This is a genomic window from Lysinibacillus sp. IITD104 (assembly GCF_036698265.2).
GTDB lineage: Bacteria > Bacillota > Bacilli > Bacillales_A > Planococcaceae > Lysinibacillus > Lysinibacillus boronitolerans.
Map to the genome: position 1 here is coordinate 214547 of NZ_JBAHYH020000001.1, position 18991 is coordinate 233537.

Below are 18991 nucleotides of genomic sequence, written 5' to 3' on the forward strand. Positions count from 1 at the left end.
AATCTTTGAAGTTACTTCAAAGATTGCTTAACACTATTTCTTATGAAACTGAAGATGAAGTTGATGCACCTGCTCGGCTAATGCAGGAACGGGGCCATCTATAATAGTATCTTGAATGACTTCATGAATGGATAAATTACGAACTCGTGATGTAGAAGTGATACCCATCTCATTTAGCCATTGCGCTAACTGTTTAGATGAGCTAGCGTAAACAATTCTTCCAAGCCCAACCCATCCATGGGCTGCAGCACACATTGGACAGTGTTCTCCAGAAGTGTAAACGGTTGCTGAGCCTCTTTCCTCGAGACTCATATTTTGTGCTGCCCAGCGTGCTAATGCAAACTCTGGGTGCTGTGTATGATCCCCGCCCGATACACGATTTTGTTCTTCTGCCAGTATCTCGCCATTTGAATTTACAAGTATCGAACCAAAGGGCTCATCTCCTGCTTCCAGCGCATTTTTGGCAAGCTCGATGCATCTCTCTAGATGCTTTAGATCTACGTCCTGGATCATGAAAAAACCTCCTTATGTGTTAACTATTATTTCGCTTTGCTGCAGCTTCTTTTAAAATTTGCTCAATGTCATAAAAGCCTAGTTTTTTTGCATGCTGCAATGGCGTGACACCATCTCGATCTCCGATAGACATATCAGCACCATAATCTACTAATAGTTGCACAATTTCTTGATGCTTTTCCCCGCCACTGCCTAATATGACTGCCTCCAATAGAGCAGTCCAATGCAAATTATTAATGTGATTGACATCAATGTCTGAGTGATTAAGTAGCTCTCGAACTACCTCAACATGCCCACGTTCTGCTGCAGGGATGATGGCAATTCCACCAAAGCGATTAGTCAGCTTTGTATCTGCCCCTGCCACTATGGCAAGTTTAACGATTTCTAAATAGCCTGATGCACCTGCATGTAAAAGTACGTTCTCAAGGTTATTATCTCGAATATTAATATCTGCACCATGTTCAATGAGCACCTTCACAGTATCCACCTGATTATTATAAGTGGCAGCTAAAACAGCCGTTCTTCCATTCTGATCCGTTACATTAATATTGATGCCATTTTGCAGAAGTGCTAATACTTTGTCAGTATCACCGTTCGCTGCTGAAAGTATTAATTGATCATTCATTTTTCCACCTTCTTTTCTTTGGAGGTGTCCAGCAATATAACAGCCAAATGACTAGTGTATATAACTGTATCCTACTTTTTCGTTTATAAAAATATGGTAACACGTTACGAATTGTACGAGTAATATTAAAAAAATATGCTGTGCTTAGTTTTTTCATATAATAAATAATAGGAAGGTATTTGCTGGAGATTAAGAAGATCTAGAAAATAATCATTAGCTTTTTACATAGACAACACTATTTCTGTGCAGATTTAATATATATTAAAAATATTTTCGTATAAGTTTATGTTTTTTTAAGAAATTATTTAGGGGGGGTTTAACATTCCACTTTAATATAGTTTCAGAAGGTACAACAAACCTTTCATTTTAAAAAATTATCGTTATAGGTTTGATGTAACTCCAAATATAAACTAAACGATGGAGGTAAGTAGTTATGAAAAAATTATTAATAGTATCTGTTGCAGCAATAGCATTACTGGCAGCATGTCAAGATAAGGCGCCTACAAAAGGCAATACAACGAATAGTGAGGAAGTCAAAACCGAAAGTGCTTCAACAGAAAATACTGCTAAAGAGCAATTAACAAAGGGACAAGAAATGGCTAATATTCTAAGTGGTACAAATTGGCAAGGTACAAAAGTTTACGACAAAGATAATAATGACTTAACAGCTGAGAACGCAAATTTCATTGGGTTAGCAAAATATGATGCTCAGACAGGTCATTATGAATTCTTTGACGCTGCTACAGGTGAAAGCCGTGACGATAAAGGGACATTCTTTATCACAAATGATGGGAAACAAAGAATATTAATTTCAGAATCGAAAAAATACCAAGCGGTTGTCGAGATCACTGAGCTAAACGATAGTATCTTTACCTATAAAAGAATGGGTAAAGATGCTACAGGCAATGATGTGGAAGTATTCGTGGAACATATACCTTATAAAGAAAAGGAACTGGCATTTACAGATTCCGATAAAACGTTAGATGCTTCAACAGGTGATATTGTTACAGACGTGGACGGAGACAAAATTTTAGCTGATACATTATGGCATGGAACTGTTGTGTTAGATGAAGCGGGTAATGATGTAACAGAATTCAATTCAAATTTCATTAGCATTGCAAAGTATGATGCAAATACAAATAGATATGAGTTCTTCAATCCTGAAACAGGTGAAAGTCGTGGAGACTATGGTTACTTTGATGTCATTCATGATAATAAAATAAGAGCGCATGTTTCTATCGGTGATAATAAGTATGGTGTCGCTCTTGAAATTACAGAAATCAACGATAAGAAGTTCACGTATAAACGAACAGGTAAAGACAAAGAGGGTAATGAAATAACTGTATTTGTAGAGCATGAACCATATACAGGTGAATTTAACCCTACCTTTACAATACAATAAGTTGTTCTTCCTCCCTTAATATAGAAGAAAACTCTCAAGTTTGCGACTTGGGAGTTTTTTTTACTTTCTGGCATAGTTTATCCATTAATTTCGTACACTAAATGTAAAAGGGTGGTGGATATGGGTGAAGCGCTGGCTTGCACTAGGAGTAATTATGCTTATGAGTATAGTGGTCGTGGCATATGAAACAAATGCTTCGGACCGTAACTTCTTCTTACCGGACCCACTTGGTGGCATAAAAATTGTCATTGATGCAGGGCATGGTGGTGAGGATGGAGGAGCTTCAAAGGGCGAAGTGATTGAAAAGGATATTACACTTGCAATTGCTCAGCATGTAGAGAAGCAATTAAAGAAAAAAGGCGCAACGGTTATAATGACACGAACAAAAAATGGGGATGTAATAGATGAGCATGCGCCATCAGAAAAATATGGAACAATGAGAGAACGGAAAAAGCAAGATATTTTCTTAAGAAAGGATATCGTGGAAAAGGAAAAGCCTGATGTATTTATAACTATTCATGCAAATGCCATACCTGAAACAAAATGGCGTGGCGCACAGGTATTTTACCATAAGGAAGGACATGCTGATGGAGAGATTCTTGCCAAGAGTATTCAACAATCCATTCGCACTAATTTAAAAAATACAGACCGTGAAGCATTGTCAATTAAGCAAATCTATTTATTGAAGAAAGCGGAAGTACCTGCAGCTTTAGTAGAGACTGGTTTTATTAGTAATGATGAGGAACGAGCATTATTAGTTGATAAAAAGTATCAAGAAAAAATGGCAGATGCCATAGTTGAAGGTATAGAAGACTATTTATTAGCTAAAATTGAGTAGAGCAACATCTACAACGTAAATCAAATCATTATGATATACTAATATTGAGACAATATAAGGGGAGTGTTCGTCGTGATTACTGAACAACAAGTACGAGAAATACTAGGACAACTACAAGATCCATTTTTACATAAATCGCTTGCAGAAACAGATGGTATAACGAACGTAGCAATAAAAGAAGAAAAAAATCATGTCAGTGTAAAAATTGCCATTGCTAAATTAAATACACCTGAACAATTACAACTACAAATGAAAGTTGTTGAGGTGTTGAAAGAAGCGGGTGCAAACACGGTTGGTATCCGCTTTGAAGAACTTTCAACAGAAAAATTACAAAGCTTCCGTGGTACAGCAACAGAGTCAGAAGCACAGGATATTTTATCACCGCTAAGCACAGTACAAGTAATTTCAATTGCTTCTGGTAAAGGTGGAGTAGGTAAATCGACGGTATCAGTTAACTTAGCTGTTGCTTTAGCTCGTCTAGGAAAGAAAGTCGGCTTAATTGACGCAGATATTTATGGATTTAGTGTGCCTGATATGATGGGTGTGACGGATATGCCTAAAGTAGTCGATAATCGTATTTTCCCAGTAGATCGCTTTGGGGTAAAAATGATTTCAATGGGGTTCTTTGTGGAAAATAACGCACCGATTGTATGGCGTGGTCCAATGCTGGGTAAAGTATTAGATCAGTTCTTCCGTGATGTGGAGTGGGGTGAATTAGATTATCTATTATTAGATTTACCTCCTGGCACAGGTGACGTTGCATTAGATATCCATCAAATGTTACCATCATCAAAAGAAATTGTTGTAACAACACCACACCCAACAGCAGCATTTGTAGCGGCACGTGCAGGAGCCATGGCGCTTCAAACAGACCATGAAATTTTAGGTGTTATCGAAAACATGGCGTGGTTTGAATCTAAATCAGGTGACCGAGAATTTGTCTTTGGGCAAGGAGGAGGTCCAAAGCTAGCTGATGAATTACGTACAGAGCTACTTGGACAAATCCCGCTTGGGCAACCAGATTGGACAGATGAAGATTTTGCTCCTTCTGTATATGCTGAAAAACATACAACAGGACAAATTTATTTAGACATTGCTACCAAAATCATCGGTAAATTAAATAAATAATAAAAAAACGGATTTCCACCACTTTTATGGGGAAATCCGTTTTTACATTACCAAGGTTACTCGGTACCTTTTTGTTCCTTACCCGATCCACCACCGCTATCGCCACTTGCTTCTTTCTTATTGCCACTTCCTGATGAACTTGTTTCGCCACTCTTTTTAATAAGTTCCTGCCATTTAGATTGCATTAAAGGGCTTTCGATTGTTTCCTTTACGACTTCCTCCATTTGCTTGCGCATATTGGAAGATTTAAGGATAGTCTCCAACTGCTTTTGCATATCGGGCTGCCCGAAAAATGCCTCCATATCCTTTTGGAAAGTCGGATCTTTTATTAAGTTCTTCATAATATCCTGTTGCTGTTTTTGCATACTTTTCGCAACAGTTTCTTTAAACTTTGGATCTTCAAAGGTTTTTTTCCAAAAGTCTTCTGCTTCCTTGGAAAGTAAAGTTTCCTCGGTAGCCTTTTTCACTTCATCATGCTCTAAAATCAAGAGCTCACGGAAACTTGGCTCCTCCAAAAGCTGTCGCAATGCCTTTTTACCATCCTCTGTTTGCAAAGAGTCAATCATGATTTTTTTTATTTCATCATAGGACATGGTAGAGGTTTTATCTTGTGAACAGGCAGAAAGAAAAAGCATTAGAATCAGTAATAAGGTGAATTTTCGCATCGGCAATCAGTCCTTTCTCTAGAGAGACTCTTTCAATTATTGTTCACATTTCTGAGGACTTTATGTATTGGTTAGGATGAGAAATAGCTTTTTTAACAAGGCATTGATAAAATAAGGACAGATATATTGAGAAATTGGGGGACTTTTAGTTGTGACGATACGAAATTGGGCAAAGTTTTTCTTCTTTGCAATGCTCGTTGGTGGTGCAGTCAACGGAGTTTTTAGTTTATTTATTCGCTGGGAATTCTTCCAACCATACATAGCAAACGGTCAATGGGGTGAGTTTTTCGCAGGACTTTTATGGATGGTTTTCTTAGGGTTTACAATGAGTGTTATTGCACAAGCTGGCTTTTTCGCTTATTTAACACTTCATCAGGTAGGTGTTAATATTTTTAGAACACTGACATTATGGAATTGGGTACAACTATTATTAATTGCCATTACGATTTTCGATATTATTTTCTTCCGCTTTATTCCTGGAGTTAAGGATGGGCAAAGCTGGTTGTTCTATGTAGGACTATTAATTGTGCTCATCTTTGGGGCCATAGCTACAGCTGTTCAAAAAGTGAAATTAACAGGGAAAAAACATGTAATGATTTCTGCACTATTCTTTATGATTGTCATTACAACGTTGGAATGGACAATTGCATTGATGGGTCGAGATGAAAATATTAATGAGTATGTTGCGCTTTTATTATTCCCATTATTGGCGGTTAATGCGTATCAATTATTAGTATTACCTAAATATAATGCAAAATCCGATGAGGATCGTCAAAAATTAGAAGCACGCCGTAAAGCTCGTCGTGAACAGGCTAAAAACGCATAAGGAAAAAATTGCCCCACTCTAGTGGAGGCAATTTTTTTATGGGGCTTTTTTAGTTTGAACTTTATAACCAAATATATTTTCTTCAATCGACATAAACTTATGTTGTTGTATTAGTGTGTTAAGCTCTTTAAAGGATATTTGATTTTTTTGGTGTAGTGGGAAAAAGACAAAATCCCCTTTTTGTAATTTCGGAGTTTTATCACCTTGCCAAATAAGAGAAGGAGATAGTAAATTCATTTGTTGTTGGAATAAAGCTTTCTGTATATCCTGTGAATATTGATGATTTCGGGTAGCAAACCATAAAGGTTTTTCTTTTAAATATTTTTCGTAAGTATCAATATCCTTTTGGATGAGCGCAATATCAACGGGTTCTTCTACTGAATCATCCGGCCCAAGTAATCCTGTAGGCAATTTTCGCTGTTGGATAATTTTTAAATGATCGGGTGACCGTTTAATCCAGTCGGCATCTAAAAGTAGAAGTGGGTAAGGCTCCTTCACCGTTTGTAGCCATTCTAATAGAGAGTCATCAGAGAAAGAAATCTCTACAATCAGAGATATGCCATAATGTCCTTTCGTGACCACTACTGGTGCATTCGCAATATTGAATACAGAAATCATCGTTGAATTTATAGGCTTTAGAAAGGCAAAGAGCGTTACGATTAAAAGCAGTGAAATCAACGTTTTACGGACCATAATGATAACCTCGTTTCTAAAATATAAAATAAAAAATGAATCTCCTTAAAAAAACTTATGATTTAGTGTTGACTTTCATGAATAATCGATGTTATTATGTATAAGTCGCCAAGAGGTGACAACGAAATAAAGAAACATGAACCTTGAAAACTGAACAAGCAAAACGTAATCAATAAAGTTTTTAGTAGCTAACAACGTTTGAAACATTCAATGCACCGTTTATCCAGTTTTGAAAGAATAAATCTTTCAATTAAATACAAAGTCTAGTGATGATGGCAAAGAGGTCACACCCGTTCCCATACCGAACACGGAAGTTAAGCTCTTTAGCGCCGATGGTAGTTGGGGGCTTCCCCCTGTGAGAGTAGGACGTCGCTAGGCGCAAAAAGTCGCTACTGATACACTCAGTAGTGGCTTTTTTTATTTGAACGGATTCTTTATTTATAAACGCATAAATAAGAAGGCATCCGTTGAGGATGCCTTCTTATTTTAATACTTAATGTGTATGAACTGTAGTAGCTCGTAGTTCAATACGACGAATTTTCCCTGATGTTGTTTTTGGTAACTCATCAATAAAGACAATGCTACGAGGATATTTATAAGGGGCTGTTAACGCTTTAACATGCTCTTGTAACTCCTTTGTTAACTCATCTTCATCACGCTCTTTGAAGCCTTCTCGTAAGATCACAAATGCCTTTACGATATGTCCTCTGATTTCATCTGGCGCAGCTACAACTGCACACTCTTGTACAGCTTCATGTTTGTTTAATGCATCTTCAACTTCAAATGGTCCGATCGTATAACCAGATGAAATAATTATGTCATCCCCACGGCCTTCAAACCAAAAGTAACCGTCTTCATCACATTTTGCTTGATCACCTGTAATATACCAATCCCCCCGGAATGCAGCTTGTGTGCGCTCGGGTTCTTTATAATATTCTTTAAATAAAGCTGGTGAAGATTTGTGAACAGCAATATCACCAACTTCGCCAATCGGTGCTTCGTTTCCTTCATTGTCGATAATACGTACAATATTACCTGGAGTTGGAACACCCATAGATCCAGGGCGTAATTCTGTGTTTTCTAGTGTACCAATTAATAATGTGTTTTCTGTTTGTCCATAGCCGTCACGTACTTTTAGTCCAAAATGATTCATAAACGTTTCAATAACTGGGCGATTTAAAGGTTCACCAGCAGAAACAGCACTACGTAAAGATGATAGATTATAATCTTGTAAATTATCAATTTTCGCCATAATACGGTATTCAGTCGGTGTACAACATAGAACATTAACTTTTTCATCCTGCATTAATTGAAGGTAGGTTTTTGCATCGAATCCACCATGATAGACAAATGCGGTAGCACCGAGCATGATTGTTGATAAAAAAGGACTCCATATCCACTTTTGCCAACCTGGAGCAGCTGTTGCCCACACAAGGTCTCCTTCACGTACACAAAGCCATTTTGAAGCTGCAGTTCTAATATGCGCATAACCCCAGCCATGTGAATGAACAACACCTTTAGGTTTGCCAGTGGTACCAGATGTATAAGATAGGAATGCCATGTCATCACGTGTAGTAGCTACAGCTGTAAATGTAACTGGTTGCTTGTTTGCCAATTCATCTAGTGAAGTCCAATCTCCTTTCGCAGCACCGATCACTAGTTTATTTTTCAATGCGTCTACAGAAGAAGTAATTTGATCAATTTCACTAGTAAAAGCCTCATAGGCAATCACTGCACTAGCAGAAGAATGCTCCATACGATATTCTAAATCGCTTGCACGTAGCATCTCTGAACATGAAATAGGTACGATGCCAGCCTTTAAGCAGCCTAAAAAAACGAAATAGGCTTCTGGAAGTCGAGGAATAATAACTAATACACGATCACCCTTTTGAAGCCCCTTCTCCGTAAAAGCATTTGCGTATTGATTCATTTTTTGATTAAGTTCCACATAAGAAACTGTACGTCTCTCTTGTTGGGTATTTAACCAACGTATTGCTTGGCGATCACTATCTTGCGAAAATTTTTCTAATTCCTCTGTGATGTTATAAAATTCAGGTGCAATTAAATCATTTGATACCATCTTGAACATCCTCCCCCAGAAAATTTGATAGAAAATTCGTAAAACTATTTTTATTTTAACAATTGAAATAATATACAGCAAGAATATTTAGTACGTTAAATAGAAATATTAGAGTTAATAGAGAACTATTATGCTGTGAGACGAATATAGAAGCATACTTCGACAAAAAAATATAAAAATTTTCATAAAATGTGTTGCATTATTTATAATGCTTGCTATAATAATAAATGTACTTAAGAGGTTGTCTAAAACCAAAGTGAATAGTATCGTTCCGAAGTAGCTCAGTTGGTAGTAGCACCTGACTGTTAATCAGGTTGTCGCAGGTTCGAGTCCTGCCTTCGGAGCCATTTTTTTGCCCTTTTTTTAAGTACTATAATACATAAAAAAATTTTTAAAAAAGCATTGCAATTATTAATTAAAAATGTTATTATAATTCTTGTCTTGTTTGAGACGTAATATTGGCCCCTTGGTCAAGTGGTTAAGACACCGCCCTTTCACGGCGGTAACACGGGTTCGAATCCCGTAGGGGTCACCATTTAAAACATAGGCTTTATAAAGAAAATAAACTGTGATATAACACCTGTTTCTATGGAGGATTAGCTCAGCTGGGAGAGCATCTGCCTTACAAGCAGAGGGTCGGCGGTTCGAGCCCGTCATCCTCCACCATTCTTATTGTGTTATTTCGGAGGGGTAGCGAAGTGGCTAAACGCGGCGGACTGTAAATCCGCTCCTTAGGGTTCGGCGGTTCGAATCCGTCCCCCTCCACCAGTTTTATAAATGATTGGGGTATAGCCAAGCGGTAAGGCAACGGATTTTGATTCCGTCATGCCTAGGTTCGAATCCTAGTACCCCAGCCATTTTTTCTTTTATGAGCCATTAGCTCAGTTGGTAGAGCATCTGACTTTTAATCAGAGGGTCGAAGGTTCGAGTCCTTCATGGCTCACTTTTCTAGAATAAAATTATTCAAAAGTGTTATATTAACTACAGATAACTAATCTCTTGCTGAAAACAGTAGGAGATTTTTTTATGTTATTTATAAATGAATAAATATGCGATTTTTTGTCGAGTTGAGCCAAGTGGTATATAGGCTTTACAATAGTCTTATAACTTTTAGGGGGTATAAAAACATGAATAAACTTAATATTTCTATTATTGGAGTACCAACAGATTACGGACAAACACGTCGTGGTGTAGATATGGGACCAAGTGCTATTCGATATGCAGGTGTTGTTGAACGTTTAGAGGCTATCGGACACGATGTACAGGATCAAGGGGATATTCGTGTTAGTCAAAAGCTTGCAGACGGAGCTGTGGATGAAAAATTACTAAATTTAGAGGAAGTTGTAGAAGTTAGCACTGCATTAGCCAATAGTGTACATGAAGTAGTGGAACAAAAAAAATTCCCACTAGTATTTGGTGGAGATCATAGTATTGCTATTGGAACATTAGCAGGATTAGGCGAGCATTACAAAAATCTTGGTGTTATCTGGTATGACGCTCATGCAGATTTAAATACACCTGAAACAACACCTTCAGGCAATATACATGGGATGCCGTTAGCAGTTAGTATTGGGCTAGGACATGAGCGTTTAGTGCAAATTCGTAACTATGCTCCAAAAATTAAGCCAGAAAACGTTATAATTATTGGAGCTCGTTCAGTAGACCCAGGAGAGCGTGAATTGATTCGTCAACAAGGAATTAAAGTATATACAATGCATGAAATTGACCGACTTGGCATGACACGTGTGATGGAAGATGCACTTGCTTATTTAAAGGAACGAAATGTTGATGGCTTACATTTATCGCTTGATTTAGACGGACTAGATCCACTTTATACGCCAGGTGTGGGTACACCAGTCCCAGGCGGAATTACTTATCGAGAAAGCCATTTAGCAATGGAAATGTTACAAGAATCAGGCATGGTAACTTCAGCAGAGTTTGTAGAGGTAAATCCTATATTAGATGAAAAGAATACAACAGCAAATGTGGCTGTTGCATTAATGGGATCTTTATTTGGCGAAACACTAGTTTAAAGAAAATTTGACAAAAAATTGCCTGTTGCCACATTGCATAAAAATCTTTTGCTATAATTGAATTAAAACGAAACTTTTCTTATCGGTGCTTCGTATAGTATAAGACAGTTGTAAAGGTGGAGAAGTCAACACAATGGATGCGTTAGTAAATAAGAGAATAAAACAAGTGCTTAAAGGCGATCAAAACGCATTTGCCGATATTGTGAGTCTCTATCAGCACAAACTGTACCAAGTATGCTATCGAATGTTAGGCAACAAACAAGAGTCTGAAGATATTGCTCAAGAGGCTTTTGTGCGTGCTTATATGAACTTGCATACATTTGATCAGAAAAGAAAGTTTTCGACGTGGCTTTATCGCATAGCGACAAACCTCTGCATTGACCGTATTCGAAAAAAGAAACCGGATTATTATTTAGATGCAGAAGTAGCTGGTACAGAAGGGCTTGATATGTATTCGCAAATCGCAGCAGACGACCAGCTACCAGAGGAGCAGTTAGAACAAATGGAGCTGCAAGATCGCATTCAATATGAAATTGGACGATTGCCGGATAAATACCGTTCGGTTATAGTATTGAAATATATAGAAGAGTTATCGTTACAAGAGATTAGCGAGATTTTAGATATGCCGCTTGGAACGGTGAAAACGAGGATTCACCGCGGACGTGAGGCATTACGTAAGCAATTAAACAATCTGTAGGAGGGGGAGCGTCATGAATACTTGTCCAGAGCATATTATAGACTATATGCATGATTATTTAGACGGTGACATTAGTCGTGAGCATGAGCAAGAGTTGAAACAACACTTGCATACATGTAATGATTGTAAACAGTTGATGCAAGAATTGAGTGAAACAATCGCCTTTGTGAAGAGTGCTTCCCATATTACAGCGCCTCCGGATTTTGAAGCAGCAGTGATGGCTCGTTTACCAAAACCAAAAAGTCGAGTAGGTATACAAAAATGGATTCGCCGGCATCCGTTCTTTGTGGCAGCAGCAGTATTTTGCTTATTCATGAGTGCTACATTATTGGGTAGCTTCATGGATGACCAGCATTTCTCAGTGACCAAGCAACCTAATTTAGTTGTTGAAGGTCAAACAGTGATTGTCCCTGAAGGGGAAGTGGTGAAAGGCGATATTGTTGTAAAAAATGGCGATTTGATTGTTGAAGGTGAAGTTGATGGCAACGTCACAGTAATTAACGGGCAATATATGGCATCTTCAGCGGTAGTTTCAGGGAGAATCGAAGAAATAGACGAAGTATTTGAATGGTTATGGTATACGATTAAAAATTCTGTTAAGACTGCCATGACATTTGAGGAAAAAGAAGAAACTAAATAACACTCTATACGTCCTAAAAAATAGTGCACGTGAGAGGCTGAAAGGTCTACTCTTCTGAGTAGACTTTTTATTTGAAAAAAGTTACATTTGTTAAGAATGTGATATACTTGAATGTGTATGGATTCGTAATGAAAAGTGGGGGATGCCACGTGCAAATTATCGAACATTTCACGGATTTAACGCCTGTGAATATTGTTATTAACTTCATTGATGTACTGCTCGTTTGGTACGTTGTTTATAAAGTCTTAACCCTCATTAAAGGTACGAAGGCTGTCCAATTACTTAAGGGAATATTCGTCATTATTATTGCACGAATTGCAACAGACCTTTTAGGGTTACAAACACTTGGCTGGATGCTACAACAAGTTATTGAGTTTGGTTTCCTAGCGATTATTATCATTTTCCAACCCGAAATCAGACGTGGTTTAGAACAAATTGGGCGAGGAAAGCTATTCCAACGCTCATCTAGTCAAGAGGAAGAAGAACAAACAAGACTTATTGAGGCAATGAAGAAGTCTGTAAGTTATATGGCTAAACGTCGAATAGGTGCGTTAATTTCTATTGAAAAAGAAACAGGTCTTAATGAATATATCGAAACAGGTATAGGGCTAAATGCTGAAATTTCATCAGAATTACTGATAAATATCTTTATACCAAATACGCCGCTACATGATGGGGCGGTTATTATGCAAAAAGATAAAGTGACAGCAGCAGCTTGTTATTTACCTTTATCTGAAAGCCCATTTATTTCAAAAGAGTTAGGGACACGCCACCGTGCTGCTCTCGGCTTAAGTGAAGTTACAGATGCTATTACAATTGTTGTGTCAGAAGAAACAGGTGCAATCAGTATAACATTAAATGGTAATCTCCATCGAAATCTTTCTCTAGAGGAGTTCGAAACATTATTACGAAAAATGTGGTTCGGATCAGCACAAGAATCAAATGCATCCTCTAAGTTGACTTGGAGGGGGAAAAAGAATGGATAAAATGATGGATAGCCCTTGGGTATTAAGAATCATCGCGCTATTTTTAGCATTTTTGCTTTTTTTCTCAGTGCGTACCGAGTTGTCACCATTAAATAAAGCTACCTCAAATGAACAAACGGATGTTATTCGCGATGTTCCAGTAGATGTTTATTACGATAATGAGAATCTTATTGTGACAGGTTTACCTGAAACCGTAGATGTAACGATAGAAGGTCCGATGGCATTGGTTTTAAAAGCAAAGGGAGCTAAGGATTTTTCTATATTTGCCGATTTAAGCAACTTATTACTTGGAGAGCATGATGTAAAACTGCAATACGAAAATATTTCAGAAAAGTTAAAAGTGACATTAGACCCTGCAACTGTTCATGTAAATATTGAGGAAAAGGTCACACAGGAGTTTCGAGTAGACCCTGAAATGAACAAACGTTTAATCGAAGAAGGTTTTATCTTAAAAGAAATGACGGCCAATCCGCCAACTGTTTATGTAACGGGTGCAAAAAGTGCTATTGAAAGCATTAGTTATGTAAAAGCAACTGTTACAGGAGAGCAAGGCTTGAAGGAATCGTTCTCTCAGGAAGCCGCTGTAAAAGTATTAGATCGAGATTTAAATAAGTTAGACGTGACTATTGAACCTGAAATTGTGAAGGTTCAAGTAGATATAGCGGAGTATAGTCGAGAGATCCCAGTTGTCCTTAAGGAAACAGGGCAAGCAGCGGAAGACATTACCATTAATTCATTAACATTTACACCAAAAATGGTCAAAGTGTATGGTAGAAAATCAATTATTGATAGTTTAACATCCATTCCAATAACAGTTGATCTGTCAAAAATTACTGAGTCCAAAACTTATGAATTTGATGTAAAATTACCAGATGGTGTGACAAAAATATCTGACAAGAAAATAAAAGTGAAGGCGGATATTACAAAGATTGAGAAAGAAGAACAGCAGAAAACACCAGCTTCTACAGAGGAAACGCCACCTCCAACGGAAGAACCTAATGTGACAGATGAGAACACTACAACTGATAAAAATACGTCAACCGAGGAATCGGAAGATATTGATTCTTAAACAATATGTGACTATAATTTTATTTTGATTCTAAATCAAAAATCCAATCAGGTTTGTGATTCAGGTTTCATCAATCAAACTGGCAGAGTGGAAAATTAATAATTACCAACGAATGAACAAAAGCAGACTTTTCCAAAAGTAAGCGGACAAGTGTCTAATGCTTGATAGAAACTCACTAGGCACTGTCTTGCATTGAAGGAGAGAATAAGTAGAATGGGTAAATATTTTGGAACAGATGGCGTCCGTGGCGTCGCGAATAGTGAATTAACACCAGAATTTGCATTTAAACTTGGTCGTATAGGCGGCTATGTTTTAACCAAAGATGCAACTGACCGTCCAAAGGTTTTAATTGGTCGTGACACACGTATTTCAGGTGAGATGCTTGAAGGTGCACTTGTGGCTGGTCTTTTATCAATTGGGGTAGAGGTAATGCGACTTGGTATTATTTCAACACCAGGTGTGGCATACCTTACTCGAATTATGAGCGCAGATGCAGGCGTCATGATTTCAGCTTCACATAACCCAGTTGCAGATAACGGTATTAAATTTTTCGGTCCTGATGGCTTTAAGCTAACAGATGCACAGGAAGCGGAAATTGAAGCGTTAATTGATGCACAAGAGGATACATTACCACGTCCTATAGGAGCAGATTTAGGATCTGTAAGTGACTATTTCGAAGGTGGTCAAAAATATATTCAATACTTAAAGCAAACAGTGGATGAAGAATTTGATGGTATCCATGTAGCGCTTGATTGTGCACATGGTGCAACTTCCTCTTTAGCTACACATTTATTTGCTGATTTAGAAGCTGACATTTCTACAATGGGCGCTTCTCCAACTGGCTTAAATATCAATGATGGTGTAGGCTCAACACATCCAGAAGGGCTAGCAAAATTTGTTACTGAAAAAGGTGCAGATGTTGGTTTAGCTTTTGATGGCGATGGAGACCGTTTAATTGCTGTAGATGAAAACGGAAAAGTTGTTGACGGTGACCAAATTATGTTTATCATTGGTAAGCATTTAAATGCAGTAGGGCGTTTGAAGAAGCAAACAATTGTTTCAACAGTAATGAGCAATATGGGCTTCTATAAAGCTGTGGCTGACAATGGTATGCAGAGTATACAAACAGCTGTAGGAGATCGTTATGTTGTGGAAGAAATGCGTGCCAATGAATACAATTTAGGTGGCGAGCAATCAGGGCATATCGTCTTCCTAGATTTTAATACAACAGGTGATGGCTTACTGACAGGAATCCAGCTTGTCAACATTATGAAAGCGACGGGTAAAAAGCTTTCAGAACTAGCAGCTGAAATGAAAATATACCCTCAGCGTCTTGTCAATGTGCGTGTAACAGATAAGCATGCTGTGACTGATAATGCGAAAGTAGCTACAGTAATTGCAGAGGTAGAAGCTGAAATGGCTGGAAATGGTCGTGTTTTAGTGCGTCCTTCAGGTACAGAGCCATTAGTACGTGTCATGGTGGAAGCGGCAACAGAAACAGATTGCGAGCGTTTTGTCGAGCGTATTGCGGATGTGGTACGTGCAGAAATGGGCCTAACAGAATAAGAAATATAGTGTAAACCCGATTTCCGTAAACAGGAAATCGGGTTTACTTATTTGAAAGAAATGTTTTAAATAAGCGAGATGGGGAACAGTAATTAAGAGTCACAATAACAAGGAGTGTTTAATTGATATGGCTAAAATTGCTACAGTTATAACAGATATGTTTGAGGACATTGAGTTTACGAGCCCTAAGGAAGCTTTAGAATCAGCTGGGCATCAGCTTGTAACAATTGATACCGAAGCGGGTAAGGAAATTAAGGGTAAGCATGGAGAGTCAGTGAAAATTGATAAAGGCATTGATGAAGTAAAAGCTACTGATTACGATGCGTTATTTATTCCTGGTGGTTTTTCTCCTGATATATTACGTGCGGATGATCGTGTAGTAGCATTTGTAAAGTCCTTTATGGATGAAATGAAGCCTACCTTTGCCATTTGTCATGGACCACAACTTCTCATTACTGCAAAGACATTAAATGGTCGTGACGCCACAGGCTATAAATCCATTCAAGTGGATTTAGAAAATGCAGGGGCAAACTTCCATGATGAAGAGGTATTTGTCTGTCAAAAGCAGCTTGTAACAAGTAGAACGCCAGACGATCTTCCTGCGTTTAATCGAGAAATTGTTAAATTATTAGACAGTAAATAAAGGATTGTATTACAATGCTTATCAAAGTGCTTATATATCGCTTTGTCTACATATTTGTCACGAAAAAGCCTTAGGACTAGGTGTTTTTTATAACGAAAATTTGACGGATAGCATATGATTGAGTATGATGGAGAAGTTGAAGATGAGGTCCGACCTTATCCTTTAACGAGCGCCTAAGGAGGGAAGAAAGCGCAAAATCGGAAAACAATTATAGCGCCTGAGCTGAAGAAATCGGACGAAAAGATCTTCAGCAGACGAGGTGGAGGTTTATCGAAAATTCGGCGGATGCCTCCCAATCGACATACCCGATTGTCATTTTCCATTTTGAAAGCATTTGAGTGATTGAATGTACAGAAAATGGAGAAGGTATTGTAAAAGCAATAGATAAATAGATGAAGCTTCACATATCGAAGATCTCTATTCAGTTGGCTGAGTAGAGTGAGTAGCTTGTGTGTATTGGAGTGCTTTATTTTTTATAAAAATAAAGCAATGCTTGTACATTCAAAAAATTCGATAGGATGAGGCCTAGTTTGTCATTGCATTAAATTGACATTATCGGAGGACGAGAATTATGTGTGGAATTGTAGGATATATTGGTGAATCAGATGCAAAGGAAATTTTATTAAAAGGCTTAGAAAAGCTAGAATACCGTGGATATGACTCAGCTGGTATTGCAGTACGTAATGAGGAAGGCGTAACGGTTTTCAAAGAAAAAGGACGTATTGCAGATTTACGAGAAGCGGTAGATGAAGATGTTACGGCTAAAATTGGTATTGGTCATACACGTTGGGCAACACATGGTGTACCAAATCGTTTAAATGCTCACCCACATCAAAGTGCATCAGGACGCTTTACACTTGTGCATAATGGGGTTATTGAAAACTATCACTTATTGCAAAAAACATATTTAAAAGGCATTCCAATGAAATCTGATACAGATACAGAGGTTATTGTGCAATTAGTAGAGTTATTTGTGAAAGATGGTCTAAGCACAGCAGACGCTTTCCGTAAAACATTATCTCTATTACATGGCTCCTATGCACTAGCACTATTAGATGCAGAGGCAGCAGATACAATCTTTGTAGCAAAAAATAAATCACCACTTCTAGTTGGAATTGGTGAAGGCTTCAATGTTGTTGCGTCAGATGCAATGGCGATGCTACAGGTAACAGATCAATACGTAGAGCTTCACGATAAAGAGGTAGTTATCGTACACAAAGCAAGTGTGGAAATTACAAAATTAGATGGTACTGTAGTAGAGCGTGCACCATATACTGCTGAGCTTGATATGAGTGATATTGAAAAAGGCACATATCCACACTATATGTTAAAAGAAATGGATGAGCAGCCTACAGTTATTCGTAAAATCATTCAGGCATATGAAGGTGACAATGGCGATTTAACGATTGATGCGGAGATTTTAGAAGCCTTACGAGCAGCAGATCGTTTATATATTATTGCAGCGGGCACTAGCTATCATGCGGGTCTTATTGGTAAACAATATTTCGAAAAAATGGCTGGTATCCCTGTAGAAGTGCATATTTCGAGTGAATTTGGCTATAACATGCCATTACTTTCAGAAAGACCATTATTTATTTTCATTACACAATCAGGTGAAACAGCAGATAGCCGTCAAGTACTTGTAAAAATTAAAGAGTTGGGCTATCCAACATTAACGATTACAAATGTACCTGGCTCTACGTTATCACGTGAAGCTGACCATACATTGTTATTACATGCAGGTCCAGAAATTGCTGTAGCTTCAACAAAAGCTTATGTGGCACAAGTAGCAGTACTTGCATTAGCTGCCTATGTAACAGCAAAGGCAAATGGCAAAGGCTTAGAATTTGATTTAAAACAAGAGCTAGCGATTGCCGCTAACGGCATCCAAACAATTATTGATTCAAAAGATGTATTAGAAGACATTGCAGAAGATTACTTAAAAATCGCACGCAACGCATTCTTCATTGGCCGTAATATGGACTTCTATGTCAGCCTTGAAGGTGCCTTAAAACTAAAAGAAATCTCGTATATCCAAGCAGAAGGCTTTGCTGGTGGAGAACTGAAGCATGGAACAATTGCCTTAATCGAAGAAGGTACACCTGTGTTTGCGCTTGTCACACAAGCATCAGTAGGATTAAACATCCGTGGTAATGTCAAAGAAGTAGCGGCTCGTGGTGCATATCCATGTATTATCGCGATGGCGGGCATTGATGAAGATGGCGACCGTTTAGTCATTCCACATGTTCATGAATTACTAACACCGCTTGTATCAGTAGTACCTTTACAATTAATTAGCTACTATGCTGCACTTCACCGCCGCTGTGATGTGGATAAACCACGTAACCTAGCTAAATCGGTAACTGTTGAGTAAGAACAAAAATTAGATTTAATTTTTGTGTTCAGTTACAATAAAGTTCTATACTAGACAAAATAGTTGTATACTTTACAATAAAGTCTTATACTGGACAAAAAAGTTGTATACTGGATATTCAAACAATTTCTATGAGTGATTCTAACTATATTATTGTATATAAATAAGATAAACCTTGATACAGTATGATGCTGTATCAGGGTTTTTGTTTTT

General features: G+C 37.8%; 16 protein-coding genes, 6 tRNA genes, 1 rRNA gene and 1 pseudogene. 19 read left to right on the forward strand and 5 right to left on the reverse strand.

All coding sequences use genetic code 11. The features are described 5' to 3' along the window. Window positions 1-33 precede the first annotated feature (33 nt). Window positions 34-513 (reverse strand): nucleoside deaminase, encoded by a 480-nt coding sequence (locus V1L66_RS01110; protein WP_036077742.1) that lies wholly within the window; start codon window positions 511-513, stop codon window positions 34-36. 19 nt (window positions 514-532) lie between these two features. After that, window positions 533-1138, reverse strand: coding sequence for an ankyrin repeat domain-containing protein (locus tag V1L66_RS01115; RefSeq protein WP_312124170.1), 606 nt, complete (start codon window positions 1136-1138; stop codon window positions 533-535). 562 nt (window positions 1139-1700) lie between these two features. Here V1L66_RS01115 and V1L66_RS01120 point away from each other — a divergent pair. The 3 genes and pseudogenes from V1L66_RS01120 to V1L66_RS01130 all read left to right on the forward strand — a co-directional run. Then, window positions 1701-2540, forward strand: a pseudogene (locus V1L66_RS01120) (DUF4822 domain-containing protein); the annotation flags it as partial. Between the two features lie 124 nt (window positions 2541-2664). Continuing rightward, window positions 2665-3378, forward strand: coding sequence for an N-acetylmuramoyl-L-alanine amidase (locus V1L66_RS01125; RefSeq protein WP_036077736.1), 714 nt, complete (start codon window positions 2665-2667; stop codon window positions 3376-3378). A 72-nt stretch (window positions 3379-3450) separates the two neighbouring features. Further along, window positions 3451-4506, forward strand: a complete 1056-nt coding sequence (locus tag V1L66_RS01130; RefSeq protein ID WP_016994496.1) for a P-loop NTPase — start codon at window positions 3451-3453, stop codon at window positions 4504-4506. A gap of 56 nt (window positions 4507-4562) precedes the next feature. On the opposite strand, the gene gerD is transcribed toward V1L66_RS01130, so the two are convergent. After that, window positions 4563-5171 (reverse strand): spore germination lipoprotein GerD, encoded by a 609-nt coding sequence (gene gerD / locus V1L66_RS01135; RefSeq protein ID WP_016994497.1) that lies wholly within the window; start codon window positions 5169-5171, stop codon window positions 4563-4565. A gap of 151 nt (window positions 5172-5322) precedes the next feature. Between gerD and V1L66_RS01140 the strand changes: the two genes are divergently transcribed. Then, on the forward strand, window positions 5323-5997 hold the full coding sequence (locus V1L66_RS01140) for a KinB-signaling pathway activation protein (protein WP_009374014.1): 675 nt from the start codon (window positions 5323-5325) through the stop codon (window positions 5995-5997). A gap of 36 nt (window positions 5998-6033) precedes the next feature. On the opposite strand, the gene V1L66_RS01145 is transcribed toward V1L66_RS01140, so the two are convergent. Continuing rightward, window positions 6034-6690: a hypothetical protein gene (locus V1L66_RS01145; protein WP_312124169.1), complete on the reverse strand. Its 657-nt coding sequence runs from the start codon at window positions 6688-6690 to the stop codon at window positions 6034-6036. 262 nt (window positions 6691-6952) lie between these two features. Between V1L66_RS01145 and rrf the strand changes: the two genes are divergently transcribed. Further along, window positions 6953-7068 (forward strand): 5S ribosomal RNA (rrf, locus tag V1L66_RS01150). Between the two features lie 115 nt (window positions 7069-7183). Here rrf and mbcS read toward each other — a convergent pair. After that, window positions 7184-8770 (reverse strand): acyl-CoA synthetase MbcS, encoded by a 1587-nt coding sequence (gene mbcS, locus V1L66_RS01155; RefSeq protein ID WP_036075007.1) that lies wholly within the window; start codon window positions 8768-8770, stop codon window positions 7184-7186. A 270-nt stretch (window positions 8771-9040) separates the two neighbouring features. Here mbcS and V1L66_RS01160 point away from each other — a divergent pair. From V1L66_RS01160 to glmS, 14 genes are all read left to right on the forward strand, one after another. Next, window positions 9041-9117 (forward strand) — tRNA-Asn (locus V1L66_RS01160). Between the two features lie 113 nt (window positions 9118-9230). Beyond that, window positions 9231-9305, forward strand: a tRNA-Glu gene (locus tag V1L66_RS01165). 55 nt (window positions 9306-9360) lie between these two features. Continuing rightward, a tRNA-Val gene (locus V1L66_RS01170) sits at window positions 9361-9436 on the forward strand. Between the two features lie 18 nt (window positions 9437-9454). After that, window positions 9455-9538 (forward strand) — tRNA-Tyr (locus V1L66_RS01175). Window positions 9539-9552: 14 nt separating this feature from the next. Continuing rightward, window positions 9553-9627: transfer RNA gene (locus tag V1L66_RS01180), tRNA-Gln, on the forward strand. Window positions 9628-9640: 13 nt separating this feature from the next. Continuing rightward, window positions 9641-9713 (forward strand) — tRNA-Lys (locus V1L66_RS01185). Window positions 9714-9897: 184 nt separating this feature from the next. Beyond that, window positions 9898-10803, forward strand: a complete 906-nt coding sequence (gene rocF / locus V1L66_RS01190) for an arginase (RefSeq protein WP_036075010.1) — start codon at window positions 9898-9900, stop codon at window positions 10801-10803. 133 nt (window positions 10804-10936) lie between these two features. Next, window positions 10937-11500 (forward strand): RNA polymerase sigma factor SigW, encoded by a 564-nt coding sequence (gene sigW / locus V1L66_RS01195; RefSeq protein WP_004225410.1) that lies wholly within the window; start codon window positions 10937-10939, stop codon window positions 11498-11500. 13 nt (window positions 11501-11513) lie between these two features. Continuing rightward, a complete protein-coding gene (locus V1L66_RS01200; protein ID WP_036075014.1) occupies window positions 11514-12140 on the forward strand; it encodes an anti-sigma factor in 627 nt (208 codons plus the stop codon). A gap of 149 nt (window positions 12141-12289) precedes the next feature. Then, on the forward strand, window positions 12290-13126 hold the full coding sequence (cdaA, locus tag V1L66_RS01205; protein WP_016995289.1) for a diadenylate cyclase CdaA: 837 nt from the start codon (window positions 12290-12292) through the stop codon (window positions 13124-13126). Beyond that, window positions 13119-14195, forward strand: coding sequence for a YbbR-like domain-containing protein (locus tag V1L66_RS01210; RefSeq protein ID WP_036075017.1), 1077 nt, complete (start codon window positions 13119-13121; stop codon window positions 14193-14195). Before cdaA ends, V1L66_RS01210 begins: the two co-directional genes overlap by 8 nt. A 213-nt stretch (window positions 14196-14408) precedes the next feature. Further along, a complete protein-coding gene (gene glmM, locus V1L66_RS01215; protein ID WP_016995288.1) occupies window positions 14409-15761 on the forward strand; it encodes a phosphoglucosamine mutase in 1353 nt (450 codons plus the stop codon). 127 nt (window positions 15762-15888) lie between these two features. Then, window positions 15889-16404 carry a type 1 glutamine amidotransferase domain-containing protein gene (locus V1L66_RS01220; protein WP_016995286.1) on the forward strand — a complete coding sequence of 172 codons (516 nt, stop codon included), beginning with the start codon at window positions 15889-15891 and terminating at the stop codon, window positions 16402-16404. A gap of 571 nt (window positions 16405-16975) precedes the next feature. After that, on the forward strand, window positions 16976-18778 hold the full coding sequence (gene glmS, locus V1L66_RS01225; RefSeq protein WP_016995284.1) for a glutamine--fructose-6-phosphate transaminase (isomerizing): 1803 nt from the start codon (window positions 16976-16978) through the stop codon (window positions 18776-18778). Window positions 18779-18991: the final 213 nt, after the last annotated feature.

Excerpts from the sequence above, each read along its gene's own strand:
- V1L66_RS01110 (WP_036077742.1), bottom strand. The coding sequence starts at position 513 with ATGATCCAGGACGTAGATCTAAAGCATCTAGAGAGATGCATCGAGCTT.
- V1L66_RS01115 (WP_312124170.1), bottom strand. The coding sequence starts at position 1,138 with ATGAATGATCAATTAATACTTTCAGCAGCGAACGGTGATACTGACAAA.
- gerD (WP_016994497.1), bottom strand. The coding sequence starts at position 5,171 with ATGCGAAAATTCACCTTATTACTGATTCTAATGCTTTTTCTTTCTGCC.
- V1L66_RS01145 (WP_312124169.1), bottom strand. The coding sequence starts at position 6,690 with ATGGTCCGTAAAACGTTGATTTCACTGCTTTTAATCGTAACGCTCTTT.
- mbcS (WP_036075007.1), bottom strand. The coding sequence starts at position 8,770 with ATGGTATCAAATGATTTAATTGCACCTGAATTTTATAACATCACAGAG.
- rocF (WP_036075010.1), top strand. The coding sequence starts at position 9,898 with ATGAATAAACTTAATATTTCTATTATTGGAGTACCAACAGATTACGGA.
- sigW (WP_004225410.1), top strand. The coding sequence starts at position 10,937 with ATGGATGCGTTAGTAAATAAGAGAATAAAACAAGTGCTTAAAGGCGAT.
- V1L66_RS01200 (WP_036075014.1), top strand. The coding sequence starts at position 11,514 with ATGAATACTTGTCCAGAGCATATTATAGACTATATGCATGATTATTTA.
- V1L66_RS01210 (WP_036075017.1), top strand. The coding sequence starts at position 13,119 with ATGGATAAAATGATGGATAGCCCTTGGGTATTAAGAATCATCGCGCTA.
- glmM (WP_016995288.1), top strand. The coding sequence starts at position 14,409 with ATGGGTAAATATTTTGGAACAGATGGCGTCCGTGGCGTCGCGAATAGT.
- V1L66_RS01220 (WP_016995286.1), top strand. The coding sequence starts at position 15,889 with ATGGCTAAAATTGCTACAGTTATAACAGATATGTTTGAGGACATTGAG.
- glmS (WP_016995284.1), top strand. The coding sequence starts at position 16,976 with ATGTGTGGAATTGTAGGATATATTGGTGAATCAGATGCAAAGGAAATT.